Source organism: Micromonospora sp. USAFONa4, assembly GCF_057197825.1.
In genome coordinates this window covers 786,897-805,938 of sequence record NZ_CM170072.1, presented here as the reverse complement: position 1 = coordinate 805,938, position 19,042 = coordinate 786,897, and the positions used below count along the sequence as shown (strand labels likewise).

Sequence of the window (19,042 nt, the reverse complement as noted above, 5' to 3'; positions counted from 1 at the left end):
CCACCCGTTCCTCGACGGCCCGCTGGAGCACCGTCGCCAGCTCCGCCACGGTCGGTGCCTCGAAGACCGCGCTGACCGGCAGGTCGACGGGGAACCGTTCGTGCAGCAGCGCGACGACCTGGGTGGCCAGCAGAGAGTGACCGCCGAGGTCGAAGAAGTCGTCGTGTCTCCCGCAGCGGTCGACGCCCAGCACCTCGGTCCACACCTCGGCGACCGCCCGTTCGGTGGGGGTACGCGGCGCCACCGCCGGTCCGTCGGCGACCGGGCCGGGCGGGGCGGGCTCCGGCAGCCGCCGGCGGTCGACCTTCCCGCTGCCGGTCAGGGGCAGCTCGTCGAGGACCACCCAGCTCCGCGGGACCATGTGATCCGGCAGCCGCTCGGCCAGGTACGCGCGAACCGCCCGATGGTCGGCCGCCTCCGGGCCGGCCGGCAGCAGGTACGCGACGAGCTGCGGGCCGCCGACCGCGCCGTGGCGCACGTCCACCACGGCGGCGCGGACGGCGGGATGCTGGCCGAGCACCGCCTCGATCTCGCCCAGCTCGATCCGGAAGCCCCTGATCTTCACCTGCTGGTCCCGCCGGCCCAGGTACTCGATGCTGCCGTCCGGCAGGAACCGGGCCCGGTCGCCGGTGCGGTACATGCGCTGTCCGGGCCGGTCGGCGAACGGGTCGGGGACGAAGCAGGCGGCGGTCAGTCCCGGCCGGCCGAGATAGCCCCGGGCGAGCTGGACCCCGGCGAGCACCAGCTCCCCGGGCTCACCGACCGGCACCGGCCGCAGCTCGCCGTCCACGATGTACGTGCGGGTGTTGGCCACCGGCCGGCCGATGGTCACCGCCTCGCCGGGCAGGCAGCGGGTGCTGGTCACCTCGACCGCCGCCTCGGTCGGCCCGTAGAGGTTGACCACCTCGCAGTCGAGCCGGTCGTGCGCCGCGGCCACCAGGTCGGCGGGGAGCGCCTCGCCGCTGCACAGCACCCGCCGGATCGACGGCAGGCTGGTCCGGCCGGCGGGCAGCACGTCCAGGAACGCGCGCAGCATCGACGGCACGAACCGGATCGAGGTGACCCGCCGATCGGCCACCACCCGGGCCAGGTACGCCGGATCGCGGTGCCCGCCGGGACGGGCCGTCACCAGCGTCGCCCCGGTGGTCAGCGGGGAGAAGAGCTCACACACCGAGACGTCGAAGCCGTACGGCGTCTTCTGGAGCACCACGCCGCCGTCGGCGCCAAGGGCGTCCGGCATCCAACGCACCCGGTTGACGATCGCGCGGTGCTCCACGACCACGCCCTTCGGGCGGCCGGTGGAGCCGGAGGTGTAGATGACGTAGGCGGCGTTGGCCGGACCGACGACCGGCTCCGGGGCACCGTCCGGCAGCCCCCGGTGGTCGTCGTCGATCCGGATCGGGGCGCCGGTGGCGGCGGCCAGCGGCTCGTGGTCGACGCCCGGGCCCGTGACGACGGTCGTCGCCTTCGAGTCGGTCAGCAGGTAGCGGATCCGCTCGGCCGGCTGGTCCGGTTCCACCGGGAGGTAGGCGCCGCCCGCCTTGAGCACCCCCAGCAGCGCCACCACCAGGTCGACCCCCCGGTGCAGGCACACCCCCACCACCGACTCCGCACCCACCCCGGCCGCCCGCAGCCGGTGGGCGAGCCGGTCGGCCTTGCGGTCCAGCTCGGCGTAGCGGACGGTCCGCTCGTCGGACACCACGGCGATCGCGTCCGGGGTACGCCGTACCTGCTCCTCGAACAGCTCGTGCAGGCACGGGTCGGTCGGGTACGCGACCTCGGTGTCGTTCCACGCTGTCGGGACCCGGTGCCCGTCGGCCGCGGTCAGCTTCGCCATGGCGGTCACGACTACCGGCCCGCCGCCTGCTCCATGCGCCGGCGCAGGCTGAGCGGGCGCATGTCGGTCCACACCTCGTCGATCCGCTTCAGGCACTCCTCGCGGGTGCCCTCGGTACCCTCCGCGCGCCACCCCAGCGGCAGCTCCCGATCGCCCAGCCAGATCGAGTACTGCTCCTCGTCGTTCACCACGACCCGGTACGCGCGCTCATCGGTGTTCTCGTCGGACATGCCGGCTCCTCCTCGGGAAAGGGCAGCCGTGTCGTACGACACGACACTGGTCCCACTGCCGGTCACACCCTGCCGGGACGCCGATCGCCGGACGTAGAGAAGAACCGGCAGAAAAACGCGTACGAGCCTTGCCGGGGATTCTCTTTCTGACCCGTGCCTCAGCGGAGAGGCTGAGCCGTGCCGCGTGACCGGCAGCCCAGAGGCCGACAGGAGAAGCGATGAGTACGCCCCGGATGACGGTGCCGCCGCTGCCGCGCGGGTCGGCCGAGAAGCCGCTTCCGTTCGTCCTGACCGCCGGTGCGCCGGGGGAGCCGATCGGCGGGCGGCTGGCCGCCGACCGGGCCGCGATCCGGGCCCGGCTGCGTGAGCACGGGGCCGTCCTGCTGCGCGGGTTCGACGTCGGCGGGGTGGCCGGCTTCGAGGGGGTGGTCCGGGCGCTCTCCGGTGAGCCGCTGGACTACGCCGAGCGCTCGTCGCCCCGCAGCACCATCCAGGGGCGGGTCTACACCTCGACGGACTTCCCGCCGGCCGAGGAGATCTTCCTGCACAACGAGAACTCCTACCAGGCCGACTGGCCCATGGCGCTGTACTTCCACTGCCTGCGTACGCCGGCCACCCTGGGCGCCACCCCGCTCGCCGACACCCGCCTGGTGCGCCAGCGCATCGACCCGGCGGTGTGTGCCGAGTTCGTCGCCCGGGGCTGGCTGGTGGTGCGCAACTTCCACGAGGGCTTCGGCGTGCCCTGGCAGCGGGCGTTCAACACCGACGACCGGGACGAGGTGTCGCGCTACTGCGCCCGCAGCGGCATCGAGGTGGAGTGGACCGGCTCGGGGCTGCGTACCCGCGCCCGCCGCGACGCCGTGCACCGGCACCCCGGCACCGGTGAGCTGCTCTGGTTCAACCACGTGACCTTCTTCCACGTGACCACGCTGGCCGACGAGGTCTGCGCCGGGCTGCGGGAACTGTTCGACGAGACCGAGCTGCCCACGAACACCTACTACGGCGACGGCGGGCGCATCCCGGACGACGTGGTGGCCCACCTGCGGGACTGCTACCGGTCCGCCCAGCGGCGCTTCGACTGGCAGCGCGACGACGTCCTGGTGGTGGACAACATGCTCGCCGCGCACGCCCGGGAACCGTTCACCGGCGACCGCAGGATCGCCGTGGCGATGGCCGAGCCGTACCGCGCGGCGCTCGCGGCGGCCGGCGCGACCCCGGGGTGACCGTCGGCGGTGTGCCCGGGACCCTCGCGCACACCGCACCAACTCCCCACGGCATCGCAGCGATGCCCGGCCCGGACACGGAGGCGAAGGACCCATGGCAGACGGCGACAGCCGGTACGTCGGCACCGGCGGGGCGGTGCTGTCCGATCACGAGGGCGGCCACGCCGTGTCGTCGGCGCAGGAGCAGCTCTGGTTCGTCGACCAGCTGCGCTCCGGTGCCAGCGAGTATCTCCTGCACCAGGCGGTACGGGTGCGCGGCCCGCTCGACGCCACGGCGCTGCGGGCCGCGCTGAGCGGGATCAGCGCGCGACACGAGATCCTGCGGACCCGGTACGACACGGTGGACGGACGTGCCGTGCAGGTGATCGACCCGCCCGGCCCGGTCGACGTCCACCTCGTCGACCTGGGCGACTCGCCGGCCGGCGACCCGGACGGCCGCCTCGACGAGGTGCTGGAGGCCACCCTCGACGCCCCCTTCGACCTGCGGCAGGACGCACCGCTGCGGGCCCGGCTGATCCGGTGTGCGGCCGACGACCACGTCCTGCTGCTGGTGGTGCACCACATCGCCTTCGACGGCTGGTCCTGGGGCGTGCTCGCCAGGGAACTGCACACCCTCTACGGGGCGTTCGTCGCCGGCCGGCCCGACCCGCTGCCGCCGCTGCCCGTGCAGTACGCGGACTTCGCCGCCTGGCAGCGCGAGAACTGGCTGTCGGGGCCGCACGTCGACGCCCAGGTCGGCTACTGGCGGGAGCGGCTGTCCGGGCTCGGCCCGCTCGACCTGCCGACCGACCGGCCCCGGCCCGCGCACTGGCGGGCCGCCGGCGACGGCCTCACCTTCACCGTGCCGGCGGACCTGGCGACCGCCCTGACCCGGCTCGGCGCGGACCGGGGCGCCACCCCCTTCATGGTCTTCCTCGCCGCCTTCCAGCTCCTGCTCGGCCGGTACGCAGGTCAGAGTGACGTGGCGGTCGGGGTGTCGGTGGCCGGGCGGCACGAGGTCGAGCTGGAGGACCTGATCGGCCTCTTCGTCAACACCGTCGTGCTCCGCGCCGACCTGGCCGCCCCGGCGTGCTTCCTCGACCTGCTCGACCAGGTCCGCGGCACCACCCTGGACGCCTACGACAACCAGCAGGTGCCGTTCGACCGGATCGTCGCCGAGCTGTCCCCGGAGCGGGACCTGTCCCGCAACCCGCTGTTCCAGGTGGGCTTCGGGCTGCACAACGCCGACCGGGCCGCCTTCGCCCTGCCCGGCCTGACCGTCACCGAGCAGCCGACCTCGTGGACCTCGGCCGCGTTCGACCTCTCCCTGCAACTGGTGGGACGGCCGGACGGCTCGTACCACGGGGAGGTGGTCTTCCCCACCGCGCTGTTCGACGGCCCCCGGGTGCACCGCATGGTCGCCAACTACCTGCACCTGCTGGCCGCCGTCGTCGCCGCCGGCCACGCCCCCCTGGACGAGCTGGACCTGCTGGCCCCCCGCGAGCGCCGAGAGGTGCTCGGCGAGTGGGGCCGGGGCGCCGACCGGCCCGCGGGCCCGGGGCTGCCGGAACTCTTCCTCGCCCAGGCGGCGGCGACCCCCGACGCGACCGCGCTGGTCGCCGACGACGGCACCGAGGTCGGCTACGCCGAGCTGGCCGGGCGCGCCCGGCAGCTCGCCGCGCACCTGCACACCGTCGGCGTTCGCGTGGGCGCCCCGGTCGGGGTCGCGGTGCACCGCGGGCCGGACCTGGTGACCGCGCTGCTCGGGGTGCTGCTCGCCGGCGGCGTCTACGTGCCCCTCGCCCCAGACCAGCCGGTCGACCGGCTGGAGTTCATGGCGGCCGACGCCGGGGTGTCGGCGCTGGTCACCGAGTCGGCCCTGCGGGGCCTGCTGTCGGCCGGTGACGCCCCGGTCGTGCTCGTCGAGGCCGGTTACGGCACCGACGACAGCAGCACCGACGCCGAGGGCGGCACCGCGACGGTGTCGCTGCCGGCCACCGACCCTGACGCCGCCGCCTACGTCATGTACACCTCCGGATCGACCGGCCGGCCCAAGGGCGTCGTGGTCACCCACGCCGGCATCCGCAACCGGGTGCTGTGGTCGGTCGAGCAGCACCGGCTCACCGCCGCCGACCGGGTGCTCCAGAAGACCGCCCTCGGCTTCGACGCCTCCATGTGGGAGTTCCTGGCGCCGCTGGTCAGCGGCGGCGCGGTCGTCCTGGCCGCCCCGGACGCCCACCGCGACCCGGGCGCGATGCTGCGGGCCATGCGGGCCCACGGCGTCACGGTGCTGCAACTGGTGCCGTCCGTGCTGCGGGTGCTGCTGCACGAGACCGACCTGTCCGGCTGTGCCGCGCTGCGGCTGGTCTGCTCCGCGGGGGAGCCGCTGCCGGCGGCGCTCTGCGAGCAGCTTCGGGCCCTGCTGCCCGTGGAGGTCTGGAACACCTATGGCCCCACCGAGTGCGCCATCGACGCGACCGCCTGGCGTTACCGCGGTGACGAGGGGACCGGGACCGTGCCGATCGGCCGGCCGCTGCCCGGCTGCGGCGCCCTGGTCCTCGACGCCGACGACCGGCCGGTGCCGGTCGGGGTGGCCGGCCAGCTCTGCCTCGGCGGGGTCGGCCTGGCGCGGGGCTACCTGGGCCGGCCCGGCCTGACCGGGGAGAAGTTCACCCCCAACGCGTACGGCGGCCCGGGGGAGCGCCTGTACCGGACCGGGGACCTGGCCCGGTGGCGCGACGACGGCAGCCTGGAGTACCTGGGCCGCCTCGACCACCAGGTCAAGCTGCACGGGGTACGCATCGAGCCGGGCGAGGTCGAGGCGGCCCTGCGGCGGCACCCGAGCGTCGACGCGGCGGTGGTGACCCTGCACCGGCCGCCGTCGGGCGACGCGGAGCTTGTCGCGTACGTGGTCCCCGCCGCCGGTGCCCGGATCGATCCGGACGGACTGCGCGACGCGCTCGCCGACCGGCTGCCCGCCGCGCTGGTCCCGTCCACCGTGATCAGCCTGGACGCCCTCCCGCTGACCGCGAACGGCAAGCTGGACCGGGCGGCGCTGCCGGCGCCCGACGGCCCCCGGCCCGGCGCCGACCGGCGGTACCTGCCGCCGGTCACCGACACCGAGCGGGCCGTCGCCGGGATCTGGGCCGAGCTGCTCGGCGTCGAGCGGGTAGGCCGGGACGACAACTTCTTCACCCTCGGCGGCCACTCCCTGCTCGCCATCCGGGGCGTGCTCCGGGTGCGCCGGGCACTCGACGTGGAGCTGACCGTCGGGCAGCTCTTCACCGCCCCCACCGTCGCCCAACTCGCCGCCCTGGTCGACGAGGCCCGCCCCGGCGCCGGGTCCACCGACGAGCCGGCCGACGCGGCGATCCGGCCGGTGCCGCGGGACGGGAAGCTGCCGCTCTCCCTCGGCCAGCGCCGGCTGTGGTTCCTGGACCAGCTCGAACCGGGCAGCCTCGAATACCTGATCCCGATCTCGATGCGGCTGACCGGCCCGTTGGACGTGGCGGTGTTCCGGCGGGCGCTGGACGAGGTGGTCAACCGGCACGAGATCCTGCGCACCCGCTACCACTCGGTCGACGGCGAGCCGGTGCAGGTGGTCGACCCGCCGGGACCGGTCGGGTGGGAGCTGGTCGACCTCAGCGGCGCCCCGGACGTCGTCGACGGCGCGGAGGTGCTGCTGCGGGTCGCGGCCGGCCGGCCCTTCGACCTGGCCACCGAACGCCCGGTCCGGGCCCAGGTGATCCGGGTCGCCGCCGACGAGCACCTGGTCGCGCTGACCATGCACCACATCGCGTTCGACGTCTGGTCGATGGACATCCTCCTGCGCGAACTCGACACCCTCTACCGCAGGTACGCGCGGGGTGGCGCGGCCACCGCACTGCCCGACCTGCCCGTGCAGTACGCGGACTTCGCGGCCTGGGAGACGGCCCGCCAGGACAGCCCCGAACTGGACGCGCAGCTCGCCTACTGGTCCCGGCAACTGGCCGGGTCGACCCCGCTGGAGCTGCCCACCGACCGGCCCCGCCCGGCGCTGCGCGACCCGGCCGGCGACAACGTCGTCGTCGACGTGCCGACCGACGTCGGGCGGGCGCTGGCCGAGCTGGGCAACCGGGAGGGCGCCACCCTGTTCATGGTGCTGCTGGCGGCCTTCCAGGTCATGCTCGGCCGGTACGCCCGGCAGCACGACGTGGCCGTCGGCACCCCGGTCGCCGGCCGGACCCGGCAGGAGACCGAGGACCTGCTCGGCTTCTTCGTCAACAACCTGGTGATGCGCGCCGAGCTGGTCGACGATCAGCCCTTCCCGGTCCTGCTCGACCAGGTGCGCCGCACCGTGACGGACGCGTTCCGCAACCAGGACGTCGCCTTCGAGCGGCTGGTCGACGCGCTGCGGCCGGACCGGGACCTGTCCCGCAACCCGCTGTTCCAGGTGATGTTCGAACTGCAACACCTGGAGCGGATGACCGCCACCCTCGGCCCGACCACCATCGAGCACGTCGACAGCTCCTTCCCGGTGGCCAAGTTCGACCTCACCCTCTCCGTGGAGCAGCACCCGGACGGCCGGCTGCGCTGCTGGTTCGAGTACGCCACCGCGCTCTGGGACCGCCCGAGCATCGAGCGGATGGCCGGGCACTACCTGCATCTGCTCGCCCAGGTGGCGACCGCGCCGGGAACCGTCCTGCGTGACCTGACCCTGCCCACCGGCGCGGAACGGGCGTACCTCCTCGGGCCGTTGGCCGGCGAGCCGGTCGCGCCCGCCGGGCCGCTGCGCGCCGCCGATCCCGCCGGGCCGCTGCGCGCCGCCGATCCCGCCGGGTCGTTGCGCGCCGTCGAGGCCGTCGCGGCCGCCGGCGTGGTGGAGCTGTTCGGCCGGCGGGTCCGGCAGCACCCGGACGTCGTGGCGGTGGAGTTCGACGGCCGGCGGCTGACCTTCGCGGAGCTGGACACCCGCGCCAACCGGCTCGCCCACCACCTGCGCGAACTCGGGGTGCGCCCGGAGGTCCCGGTCGCGGTCTGCCTGGAACGCGGCCTGGAGGTGGTGGTCACGCTGCTCGCGGTGCTCAAGGCGGGCGGGGTGTACCTCCCGGTCGACCCGGACCACCCCACCGAGCGGCTGCGCTTCATGCTCGCCGACGCGAGGGCCGCGGTGGTGGTCACCGAGGAGGGCTTCGCCGACCGGGTCGCCGCCGACGGGGTGACCGTGGTCGCCGTGGACGCCGACCGGGCGGTGATCGCCGGTCGGGACGGCACCGCGCCGGACCCGTCGACCGGAGCGGACGACCTCGCCTACGTCATCTACACCTCGGGTTCCACGGGGCGACCCAAGGGCGCGATGATCCCGCACGGCGCGTACGCCCACCACTGCGGCGTCATCGCCCGGGCGTACGACATCGCGGCCGGCGACCGGGTGGTGCTGCTCTCCGCGCTCACCTTCGACGTGGCGATGGACGGCATGATGGCCACCCTGCTGGCCGGGGCGACCCTGGTGGTCAGCGACCCGGTCTTCTGGAGCCCGGCCGAGCTGCCGGACCGGCTCGCCCGGCACCGGATCACCCACATGGAGATCACCCCCGCCTACTACCGGGAGGTGATGGACGCCCTGCCGGCCGGCGACGACCGGCTGCGGCATCTGAAGCTGATGAACGTCGGCAGCGACGTGGTCACCGTCGCCGACGCCCGGCGCTGGGCGGGCACCGGGCTGCCCGGCCGGTTCCTGGTCAACTACGGCCCGACCGAGGCCACCGTCACCTGCCTGCTGCACCCGGTCACGGGCGACCCGCCCGGCGAGCGGAACGAGACCCTGCCGATCGGCCGCCCGGTCCCCGGCACCCGGACCTACGTGGTCGACGAACACCTGGATCCCGTCCCGGTCGGGGTGCCCGGCGAGCTGCTGCTCGGCGGGGTACGGCTGGCCCGGGGCTACCTGGGCCGGCCTGCACTGACCGCCGACCGGTTCGTGCCCGACCCGTTCGGCGACGGCCCCGGCGGCCGGCTCTACCGCAGTGGCGACCTGGTCCGGTACCGACCGGACGGGACGATCGAGTTCCTCGGCCGGATCGACCAGCAGGTCAAGATCCGGGGGTTCCGGATGGAGCTCGGCGAGATCGAGTCGGCCCTGGCCGAGCACCCGGCGGTCCGCGCGGTCGCGGTGGTGGCCCGCGAGACCCAGCCGGGGGAGAAGGGCCTCGTCGCCTACCTGGTCTGCCGGGACGGCACCCCGCCGGCGGTCGGCGAACTCCGGGCCCACCTGCGCGACCGGCTGCCGGACTACATGGTGCCGGCCCAGTGGATGGTGCTGGACGCGCTGCCGTTGACGACAAGCAAGAAGGTCGACCGCCGGGCACTGCCCGCCCCGACACCCGTGCGCGCCGACCCCGGCCGGGCGTACGCGGCACCCCGTACCCCGTTGGAGGAGGCCGTGGCCGACATCTGGGCCACCGTGCTGGAGGTCGACCGGGTCGGCGTCCACGACGACTTCTTCGACCTCGGCGGTCACTCGCTGCTCGCTACCCGGGTGCTGGCGCACCTGCGGCAGGGCTTCGACCTCGACCTGCCGCTGCGCCTGCTGTTCGAGCAGACCACCGTGGCCGACCTCGCCGACGCGGTGCACACGGCCATCGAAAACGAGATCTCACGGCTTTCCGACGCCGAGGTGGCGGAACTGCTGAAGGAGGGCAACCTGTGACCGCCAGCCACATCCCGAGCGCGTCCCCGCGACAGGAACTGCTCCAGCGGCGCCTGCGTGGTGCCGGTCGGGCCCGCCGCGCCGACACCATCGCCCCGGCGCCCCGCACCGGCCCGCTGCCGCTCTCCTTCGGGCAGCACCGGCTCTGGGTGCTCGACCAGTTGCAGCCCGGCGGCACCGGCTACCTGATGTCCGTCGGCCTGCGGCTGCGCGGCTCGCTGCACACCGACGCGCTGCGCCGGGCGTTGACGGAGCTGGTCGCCCGGCACGAGATCCTGCGGACCCGGTACGTCGTGGTCGACGGCGAGCCGGCACAGGTCGTCGACCCGCCCGCCCCGGTCGAGGTGACGACGACAGACCTCAGCCACACCGACCGGGAGACGGCCCGGCAGCGCCTCACCGCGCTGCTCGGCTCGCCGGACCCGGTCGACCTGGCCGCCGGCCCGGCGCTGCGGGCCCGGCTGGTCCGTCTCGCCGGGGACGAGCACGCCCTGGCGCTCACCCTGCACCACATCTCCTCCGACGGCTGGTCCGAGGGGATCATCCTGCGCGAGCTGGCCGCCCTGTACGACGCGTTCGTCGCCGGCCGGCCCTCCCCGCTGGCCCCGCTGCCCATCCAGTACGCGGACTTCGCGCTCTGGCAGCGGACCCGCTCAGCCGGGGAGCGGCTGGACCGGCAGCTCGACCACTGGCGGGACCGGCTGGCCGGGCTGACGCCGTTGGAACTGTCGACCGACCGGCCCCGGCCACCGGTGTGGAACCCGGACGGCGGGCTGGTCACGTTCACGGTGCCGGCCGACCTCGCCGGTCGGCTGCGGGACCTGGGCCGGGCGTCGAACGCCACCCCGTTCATGGTGCTGCTGGCCGCGTTCCAGGTGCTGCTGGCCCGCCACACCGGGCAGACCGACGTCGCGGTGGGCACCCCGGCCGCCGGTCGGGACCGCCTGGAGACGCACGGCCTGGTCGGGCTCTTCCTCAACACGCTTGTGCTGCGCACCGACCTGTCCGGCGAGCCGACCTTCGTCGAGGTGCTGGCCCGGGTGCGGGAGACGGTGCTGGACGCGCAGTCGCACCAGGACGTGCCGTTCGAGCGGATCGTGGACGCGCTGTCGCCGGAGCGGGACCTGTCGCGCAATCCGCTGTTCCAGACCATGTTCCTCTTCGAGGAGGGCGGGTCGACGGGCTTCGACGCGGGCGGCCTGGTGGGGGAGGAACTGTCCGCCGGCCCGACCACGGCGAAGTTCGACCTGACGCTCGGGCTGACCGAGGAGGCGGACGGCTCCCTCTCCGGCGGGGTGGACTTCCCGACGGCGTTGTTCGACGACGCGACCGTGCGGCGGCTGGCCGGGCACTACCGGCGGTTGCTGGGCGCCGTCGCCGCCGACCCGGACGCCCCGGTCACCCGGCTGCCCCTGCTCACCGACCCCGAGACCGCCCAGCTCGCGGCCTGGAACGACACCGCCGTCGAGTATCCCCGGCAGACCCTGACCGGTCTGCTGGACGCGCAGGCGGCCCGTACGCCCGACGCGGTCGCGCTGCGCTTCGACGGCGCGGAGCTGACGTACGGTCGGCTGCACGCCGAGGCCGCCGCCCTCGCGCGGCGCCTGCGCCACGCCGGGGTCGGACCGGAGTCCCTCGTGGCCGTCTGCCTGCCCCGCGGCCTGGACCTGATGCGGGCGCTGGTGGCGGTCCTGAAGGCCGGCGCCGCCTACCTGCCGCTGGACCCGGACCTGCCGGCGCGGCGGCGCGCCTTCATGGTGCGCGACTCCGGTGCCCAGCTCGTGATCGACGAGGACTTCCTGGCCGCCGAGGACGACACGTCCGCCGACGGCGACCCGCAACCGTCGGCGGAGATCACACCCGGGCACGCCGCCTACCTCATCTACACCTCCGGGTCGACCGGCCGGCCCAAGGGCGCCCTGATCGAGCACGGCGCGATCGTCAACCGCCTGCGGTGGATGCAGGACGCCTACCGCCTCGACGCCTCGGACCGGGTGCTGCAGAAGACGCCGGTCGGGTTCGACGTGTCGGTGTGGGAGCTCTTCTGGCCGTTGATCACCGGCGCGACGCTGGTCCTCGCCCGCCCCGGCGGGCACCGCGACCCGGCGTACCTGGCCGACGTGATCCGCGCGGAGGGGATCACCACCGTCCACTTCGTACCGTCGATGTTGCGGGCCTTCCTGGCCGAGCCCGTCGGGGCGCTGCCGTCCCTGCGGCGGCTGATCTGCAGCGGCGAGGCGCTGCCGCCCGACCTGGCCGAGCGGGCGCACGAGCGGATCGGCTGCGAGCTGCACAACCTGTACGGCCCCACGGAGACCGCGGTCGACGTCACCGCGACCCGGTGCGAGCCCGGCGAGCCGGTCACCATCGGCCGCCCGATCGCCAACACCACCGCCCACATCGTCGACGCCGCCGGTCAGCCCGTCCCGGTCGGCGTGCCCGGCGAGCTGCTGATCGGTGGCGTGCAGCTCGCCCGGGGCTACCTCGGCCGGGCCGCGCTGACCGCCGAACGGTTCGTCCCCGACCCGTTCGCCGCCGCGCCGGGGCGGCGCCTGTACCGCACCGGTGACCTGGCCCGCTACCGTCCCGACGGCAGCATCGAGTACCTCGGCCGGATCGACCACCAGGTGAAGATCCGCGGCCAGCGCGTCGAGTTCGGCGAGGTCGAGGCCCTGCTGTACGAGGCTCCCGGCGTCACCGCGGCGGCGGTGGCCGTCCACGACGAGCAGCTCGTCGGCTACCTCGTCGGGCCGGAGACCGTCGATCCGGTACGCGCGTACCTGGTCGACCGCCTGCCGGACGCGATGGTCCCGGCGCGCTGGACGATCCTGCCCGCTCTGCCGCTGACCGCCAGCGGCAAGGTGGACCGCCGCGCCCTGCCGGCACCCGAGGCGGTGCCGGGCGCGGCGGGCGGCGGTCACGTCGCCCCCCGCGACGAGACCGAGAAGCGGATCGCCGACGCGTTCGCCGTGGCGCTCGGCCTCGACACGGTCGGCGTGACGGAGAGCTTCTTCCTGCTCGGCGGCGACTCGATGCGGGCGATCCGGATGGTGGGGCTGCTGCGCGCGGCCGGTCTCACCGTGTCGGTCCAGGACCTGTTCACCCACCAGAGCGTGGCCGAGCTGGCGGGCGTGGCCGCGCGGACCGGGCCGGGCGAGGAGACCGAGCCGACCGTCGGCCGGTTCGCGCTGGTGGGCGACGCGGACCGCAGCCGGCTACCGGACGGGCTCGTCGACGCCTATCCGATCACGCAGAACCAGGCGGGCATGCTCTTCGAGATGCTCTCCGGCGGCGACCGGCCGGTCTACCGCAACGTCTCCTGCTACGCGATCACCGACCGGCAGTCCTTCTCCCTGGACGCGCTGCGGGAGGCCGGCCGGCTGCTCACGGACCGGCACGAGATCCTGCGTACGTCGTTCGACCTGTCCCACTACTCCGAGCTGATGCAGCTCGTCCACGAGTCGGTCGACCTGCCCATCGGCTACGACGACCTGCGCGGGCTGCGGCCCGAGGAGCAGGAGGAGGCGGTACGCGCACACCTGCGGGCCGAGCGCGTCCGGCCGTTCGACATCACCACGGCGCCGCTGCTGCGCTACCACGTGCACCAGCTCGGCGACTGCGAATGGCGGCTGACCCACTCGGAGAGCCACGCGATCCTCGACGGCTGGAGCCACACCTCCACGGTGGCGATGTTGATCTCGCTGTACCGGACGCTGCGCCGGGGCGAGCGGCCCGCCCTGCCGCCACCGCCGGCGGTGCGCTTCGCCGACCTCGTCGCCCGCGAGCGCGCGTCCCTCGCCTCGGCGACGGACCGTGGCTTCTGGGCGGCGACCGTGGCCGGGTCGGACCGGCTCGAACTCCCGCCGGAGTGGGGCACCGGGTCGGACGCCCCGGCGAACGTCGTCGAGGTGCCGTGGGCCGACCTGCGCCCCGCACTGCGCCGGCTCTCCGCCGCCGCCGGCACCTCCCTGAAGAGCGTGCTGCACGCCGTGCACCTCAAGGTGCTGAGCATCGTCACCGGCCGGCAGCGCTTCTTCACCGGCCTGCTGTGCAACGGCCGGCCCGAGCGGCTGCGCGGCGACGAGGTCTTCGGCATGTACCTCAACACCGTGCCGTTCGCCGCCGACACCTCCGCCCGCACCTGGCGCGCCCTGGTCCAGGCCGTCTTCGCCGGCGAGGCACGCCTCTGGCCGCACCGCCGCTACCCGCTGCCGGCCATGCAACGCCAGTGGGGAAACGGCTCGCCACTGCTGCGGGTCGGCTTCTCGTACCTGGACTTCCACGTGCTCGACGGCCCCGCCGAGTCGGTCGGGATGGTCGACGACTTCAGCCCGAGCAGCGTCGGGCTGGACGTGTGGACCTTCCCGGGGGTCCTGCGGCTGGGCGCCCGGCCCGCCGACATCGACCGGCCGTACCTCGAACTGCTGGCCCGCACCTACCGGCACGTGCTGGAGGCGATGGCCGCCGACCCCGACGGCGACACGGACGTCGGGCTGAGCGCCGCCGACCGGGCCTGGGCGGTCGAGGCGTACCAGCCCGTCGAGCCGTTCCCGGCGACCCCGTTCGTCCACGACCTCGTCGCCGGTCGCGCGGCCGCCGCGCCCGCCGCCGTGGCGGTACGGCACGGCGACGCCACGCTCACCTACGGGCAGCTCGACGACCGGTCTGACCGGCTCGCCGCGCGCCTGGGAGAGCTGGGCGTCCGGCCCGACACGGTCGTCGGCATCCACCTGCCCCGCGGGGTCGACCTCGTCGTCGCGATGCTGGCCGTCCTCAAGGCCGGCGGGGCGTACCTGCCGCTCGATCCCGCCTATCCCGCCGAGCGGGTCGGCGACATGGTCCGCGACGCGGCGCCCGTGGTCCTGCTGACCGACGGCGACCTGGCCCCGCGCCTGCCGTGCACGACCGCGACGGTGCTGGTCGCCGACCTCGCGAACGGCCGGCCCCGGGCGGCCTACCCGCCGGCGGTACGGCTCAGCGGGGACAACCTCGCCTACGTCATCTACACGTCGGGCTCCACCGGGCGGCCCAAGGGCGTCGCGGTCACCCACCGCGCCGTGCTCAACTTCTGCCACGCCCAGCGGCGGGTCCTGCGAGCGCGGCCCGGCGACGAGGTGCTCCAGTTCGCCTCGCCCAGCTTCGACGCGTCGGTCTGGGAGATCCTGCTGGCCCTCGCCAACGGCGCGGCGCTGGTGCTGCCCCCGCCGGACGCCGACCCCGGCGACCTGCGTCGCCACGCGGCCGAGCTCACCCACATGACCCTGCCGCCGCCGCTGCTGGACCGCCTCGACCCGGCCGACTTCCCGCGCCTGCGGGTGCTGGTCACCGGTGGCGAGGCGTGCACGGCCGAGCAGGCGGCGCGGTGGGCCGACCGGGTCCGCGTGCTGCACGCGTACGGGCCCACCGAGACCACCGTGGTCGCCACCATCGCCGAGCTGCGGGCCACGGACACGGCGCCGCCGCCGATCGGGCTCCCGCTGGACAACGTGCGCGCCTACGTCGTCGACGACGAACTGCGCCTGCTGCCCCCCGGCGTACGCGGGGAACTCGTCCTCGGCGGGGCGGGCGTGGTACGCGGGTACCTGAACCGGCCGGCGCTGACCGCCGAGCGGTTCGTGCCGGACCCGTACGCGCCCCGACCGGGCGGGCGCGTGTACCGCACCGGCGACGTGGTCTCCCGCGACCCCGACGGCACCCTGCACTTCCACGGGCGCCGCGACCACCAGGTCAAGGTCCGCGGGTTCCGGATCGAGCTCGGCGAGATCGAGCACGCCCTCGCCGCCCACCCGGCGGTCGCCGCCGCCGTGGTCGCCGTGTACCGGGCCGGCACCCCGGACGCCGCGCTCGTCGCCTACACCCGCTTCGCGGACGGGGCCGTGGCGTCCCCGGCCGAGCTGCGCGACCACCTGCGGGAGCGGTTGCCGCAGCACCTCGTCCCGCACCACTACCTGGCAGTGGACGACTTCAGGTACACCCGCAACGGCAAGGTCGATCGGGCCGCCCTCCCGGCGCCGGACGGCTCGCGGCCGGTGACGGACGTCGAGTACGTCGCGCCGCGCTCGGACGTCGAGAGGCACATCGCCGCGGCCTGGAGCGAGGCGCTCGGCATCGAGCGGATCGGCGTGCACGACGACTTCTTCGCCCTCGGCGGCCACTCGCTGGCGATGATGCGACTGACCGCGACGCTGCGCAGCCGGCACGGCTACGAGCTGACGTTCGGCTCGTTCGTCGAACACCGCACCGTCGCCGGGCTGGCCGCGACACTTCAGGACCCGGCGGCGACGGCCGGCGCGATGATGTGGCTGCGGCGCGGCGGCGACGGCCGGCCCCCGCTGTTCTGCGTGCACCCCGGTGGCGGCAGCGCCCACTGGTACCTGCGCCTGGCCCCGCACCTGCCCCCGGAGCAGCCGGTGGCGGCGTTCGAGTGGCCGGGCCCGCACCCGGGGGGCACGCCCAGCACGGCGCAGATCGCCGAACGCTACGGCGACGAACTCCGCCGGGCCCAGCCGCACGGGCCGTACCGGCTGTTCAGCTGGTGCGGCGGCAGCGGCATCGCCAGCGAGATCGCCCACCGGCTGGTCGAGGACGGGCAGGAGGTGACGCTGATCCTGCTCGATCCCGGCCTGGACATCCACACCCGCGCCGACGCCTGGAACGAGCTCGCCCTGATCCGCCGCCTCGAACTGCTGCTGCACGAGGTGAGCACGGGTGGCGACGGGGCCGACACGCCGGACCGCCGCCGGGAGATCCTCGACCTGCTCGAACACCTCGTCGACGACATCGACGAGGAGACCGGCATCGCGCTGCCCGAGCGCGGCGTGGGGGACTCGTGGCCGCGCCAGGTCCGGATCTGGCGCGAGGTCATGGAGGTGGACGTCGAGTACCGGCACCGGCCCTGGCCGGGTCGGCTGGAGCTGATCGTCAGCGACGAACTCGCCGACGGCCAGCACGAGGTCACCTCAGGGCAGAGCTACCCGGACTACCTGGCGCGCTGGGAGGAGCTCTGCACCGGCGGCGTACGGGTGCACCGGGTGCCGGGCGACCACTTCAGCGTCATCAAGCCGCCGCACGTCACCACGCTCGCCCGCGTCATCGCCGACGTGCTGGGTGAGGGCTGACCGTCTGTCACGGATGCCGGCCGCGCCCGCCGTGCGCGCCGGACGAGAGGAAGAACTGGATGAGTACCCACACGAGCCCGCCACCCCTACGGGTAGCCATCGTGGGCACGGGCAACATCGGCACGGACCTGCTGTTGAAGGTCGAGGCGTCCCCCCTGCTGGAGTGCGTCCTGTTCGCCGGGCGCCGCGCCGGATCCCCCGGGATCGAGCTGGCCGAGCGGCACGGGGTGCCGACCAGCGTGGACGGCATCGACGCGGTCACCGCCCGCGCCGAGCACGTCGACCTGGTCTGCGACGCGACCTCGGCCGACGACGCCACCCGCCACTGGTCGGTCGTCGCGCCCACCGGGCTGCCGTTCGTCGACCTCACGCCGGCGCACCTCGGGAAGTTCTGCGTACCGGCGCTCAACCTGGACGACTGCCTCGACGAGCAGTACCTCAGCATGGTCACCTGCGGGGGCCAGGCGGCGGTCCCGATGGCCCACTGCATGGCGGAGGCCGCGGAGGGCATCGACTACCTGGAGATCGTCTCGGCCAGCGCCTCGGCCACCGTCGGGCCCGCGTCCCGGGCCAACCTGGACGAGTACGTGCACACCACCGAGCAGGCGACCATCGAGTTCTGCGGCGTGCGACGCACCAAGACTGTGCTGGTCATCAATCCCGCCGAGCCCGGCATCGTCATGCGCAACTCCATCGCGGTGACGACCGCGGAACGGATCGACATGGACGCCCTGCGCGCGTCCGTCGCCATGATGGAGAAGCAGATCAGGTCGTACGTCCCCGGCTACCGCGTCGTCGTCCCGCCGGTGGCCGTCGGGGACCGGATCACGATCACGGTGGAGGTCGAGGGCCGGGGCGACTGGTTCCCGCGCTACGCCGGCAACCTCGACATCATCACCTGCGCCGCCCTCGCGGTCGCGGAGGCCCGGGCGGAACGGCGGCGGTCATGAGCGGCGCACCGAAACTCAGCATCTGCGACACGACCCTGCGCGACGGCAACCACGCGGTCGGCCACCAACTCGGCCGCGCGGACATCAGCGCCTACGCGCGGGCGGCCGAGGCGGCCGGCGTGGACGTCGTCGAGGTCGGCCACGGCAACGGCCTCGGCGCCTCCTCCATCCAGGTCGGCATGGCCGCGCTCAGCGACGCCGAGATGCTGCGGGCCGCCAAGGCCGAGCTGCGTACGGCCCGCCTCGGCGTGTTGTCCATCCCCGGGTTCGCCAGCGTCGAGCGCGACCTCAAGCCGGCGCTGGACCACGGCGTGGACGAGGTCCGGGTCGGCGCGCACTGCACCGAGGCGGACGTCACCCGGCAGCAGGTCACGATGCTGCGGGCGATGGGCGTCGCCGTCAAGGGGATGCTGTTGATGAGCCACATGGCCTCCGCGGCGAAGCTGCTGGAACAGGCCCGGCTCATGCAGGGCTACGGCGCCGAGGCGGTCATCCTGATGGACTCCGCCGGCGCGTACACGCCGGAGAAGGTCCGCGAGAAGGTCGGCGAACTCGTCGAGCACCTCGACATCGCTGTCGGTTTCCACGCGCACAACAACCTCGGCATGTCGGTCGTCAACAGCATGACGGCGATCGAGGCCGGCGCCACCATCGTCGACGTCACGGCGCGCGGCTTCGGCGCGGGCGCGGGCAACGCACCGATCGAGCTTGTCGCGGCCAACCTGCACGTCGGGCAGGTCGAGACCGACATCCAGCTCTTCGGCGCGCTGGACGCGGCCGACGTGGCGCAGGAGCGGTTCGTCAAGCACGTGCCCACCAACGACAGCGTCACCATCGCCAGCGGGATCGCCGGCGTGTTCTCCGGGTTCGCCGCGCCGGTGCGGCGCGCGAGCGCCCGCTTCGGCGTCGACCCCCGCAGGATCCTGCTGGAGCTGGGCAACCGCCGGGTGGTGGCGGGCCAGGAGGACACCATCATCGAGGTCGCCATGTCGCTGGCAGCCGAGCAGAGCCATTGAG

General features: G+C 74.3%; 6 protein-coding genes and 1 pseudogene. 5 read left to right on the top strand and 2 right to left on the bottom strand.

Annotated elements, in window-relative coordinates; translation table 11 throughout:
• Positions 1 to 28: 28 nt before the first annotated feature.
• Positions 29 to 1,771 (bottom strand): annotated as a pseudogene (locus tag AC0OO9_RS03070) (non-ribosomal peptide synthetase); the annotation flags it as partial.
• 77 nt (positions 1,772 to 1,848) lie between these two features.
• Positions 1,849 to 2,067, bottom strand: coding sequence for an MbtH family protein (locus AC0OO9_RS03065; RefSeq protein ID WP_091630286.1), 219 nt, complete (start codon positions 2,065 to 2,067; stop codon positions 1,849 to 1,851).
• A gap of 218 nt (positions 2,068 to 2,285) precedes the next feature.
• On the opposite strand from AC0OO9_RS03065, the gene AC0OO9_RS03060 reads away from it, so the two are divergent.
• The 5 genes from AC0OO9_RS03060 (at position 2,286) to dmpG (ending at position 19,041) form a co-directional block, all read left to right on the top strand.
• A complete protein-coding gene (locus tag AC0OO9_RS03060) occupies positions 2,286 to 3,290 on the top strand; it encodes a TauD/TfdA family dioxygenase (RefSeq protein ID WP_484515387.1) in 1,005 nt (334 codons plus the stop codon).
• A 139-nt stretch (positions 3,291 to 3,429) separates the two neighbouring features.
• The gene (locus tag AC0OO9_RS03055; RefSeq protein ID WP_484517836.1) at positions 3,430 to 9,957 is read left to right on the top strand and encodes an amino acid adenylation domain-containing protein; all 6,528 of its coding nucleotides are present in this window, start codon (positions 3,430 to 3,432) and stop codon (positions 9,955 to 9,957) included.
• Positions 9,954 to 17,075, top strand: coding sequence for an amino acid adenylation domain-containing protein (locus AC0OO9_RS03050; RefSeq protein WP_484515385.1), 7,122 nt, complete (start codon positions 9,954 to 9,956; stop codon positions 17,073 to 17,075). The genes AC0OO9_RS03055 and AC0OO9_RS03050 overlap by 4 nt, the downstream gene beginning before the upstream one ends.
• Positions 17,076 to 17,134: 59 nt before the next feature.
• Complete coding sequence (locus tag AC0OO9_RS03045; protein WP_484515383.1) at positions 17,135 to 18,025, top strand: acetaldehyde dehydrogenase (acetylating); 891 nt, start codon at positions 17,135 to 17,137, stop codon at positions 18,023 to 18,025.
• Positions 18,022 to 19,041 (top strand): 4-hydroxy-2-oxovalerate aldolase, encoded by a 1,020-nt coding sequence (gene dmpG / locus AC0OO9_RS03040; protein ID WP_132240580.1) that lies wholly within the window; start codon positions 18,022 to 18,024, stop codon positions 19,039 to 19,041. The genes AC0OO9_RS03045 and dmpG overlap by 4 nt, the downstream gene beginning before the upstream one ends.
• The last annotated feature ends 1 nt before the right edge of the window (position 19,042 follow it).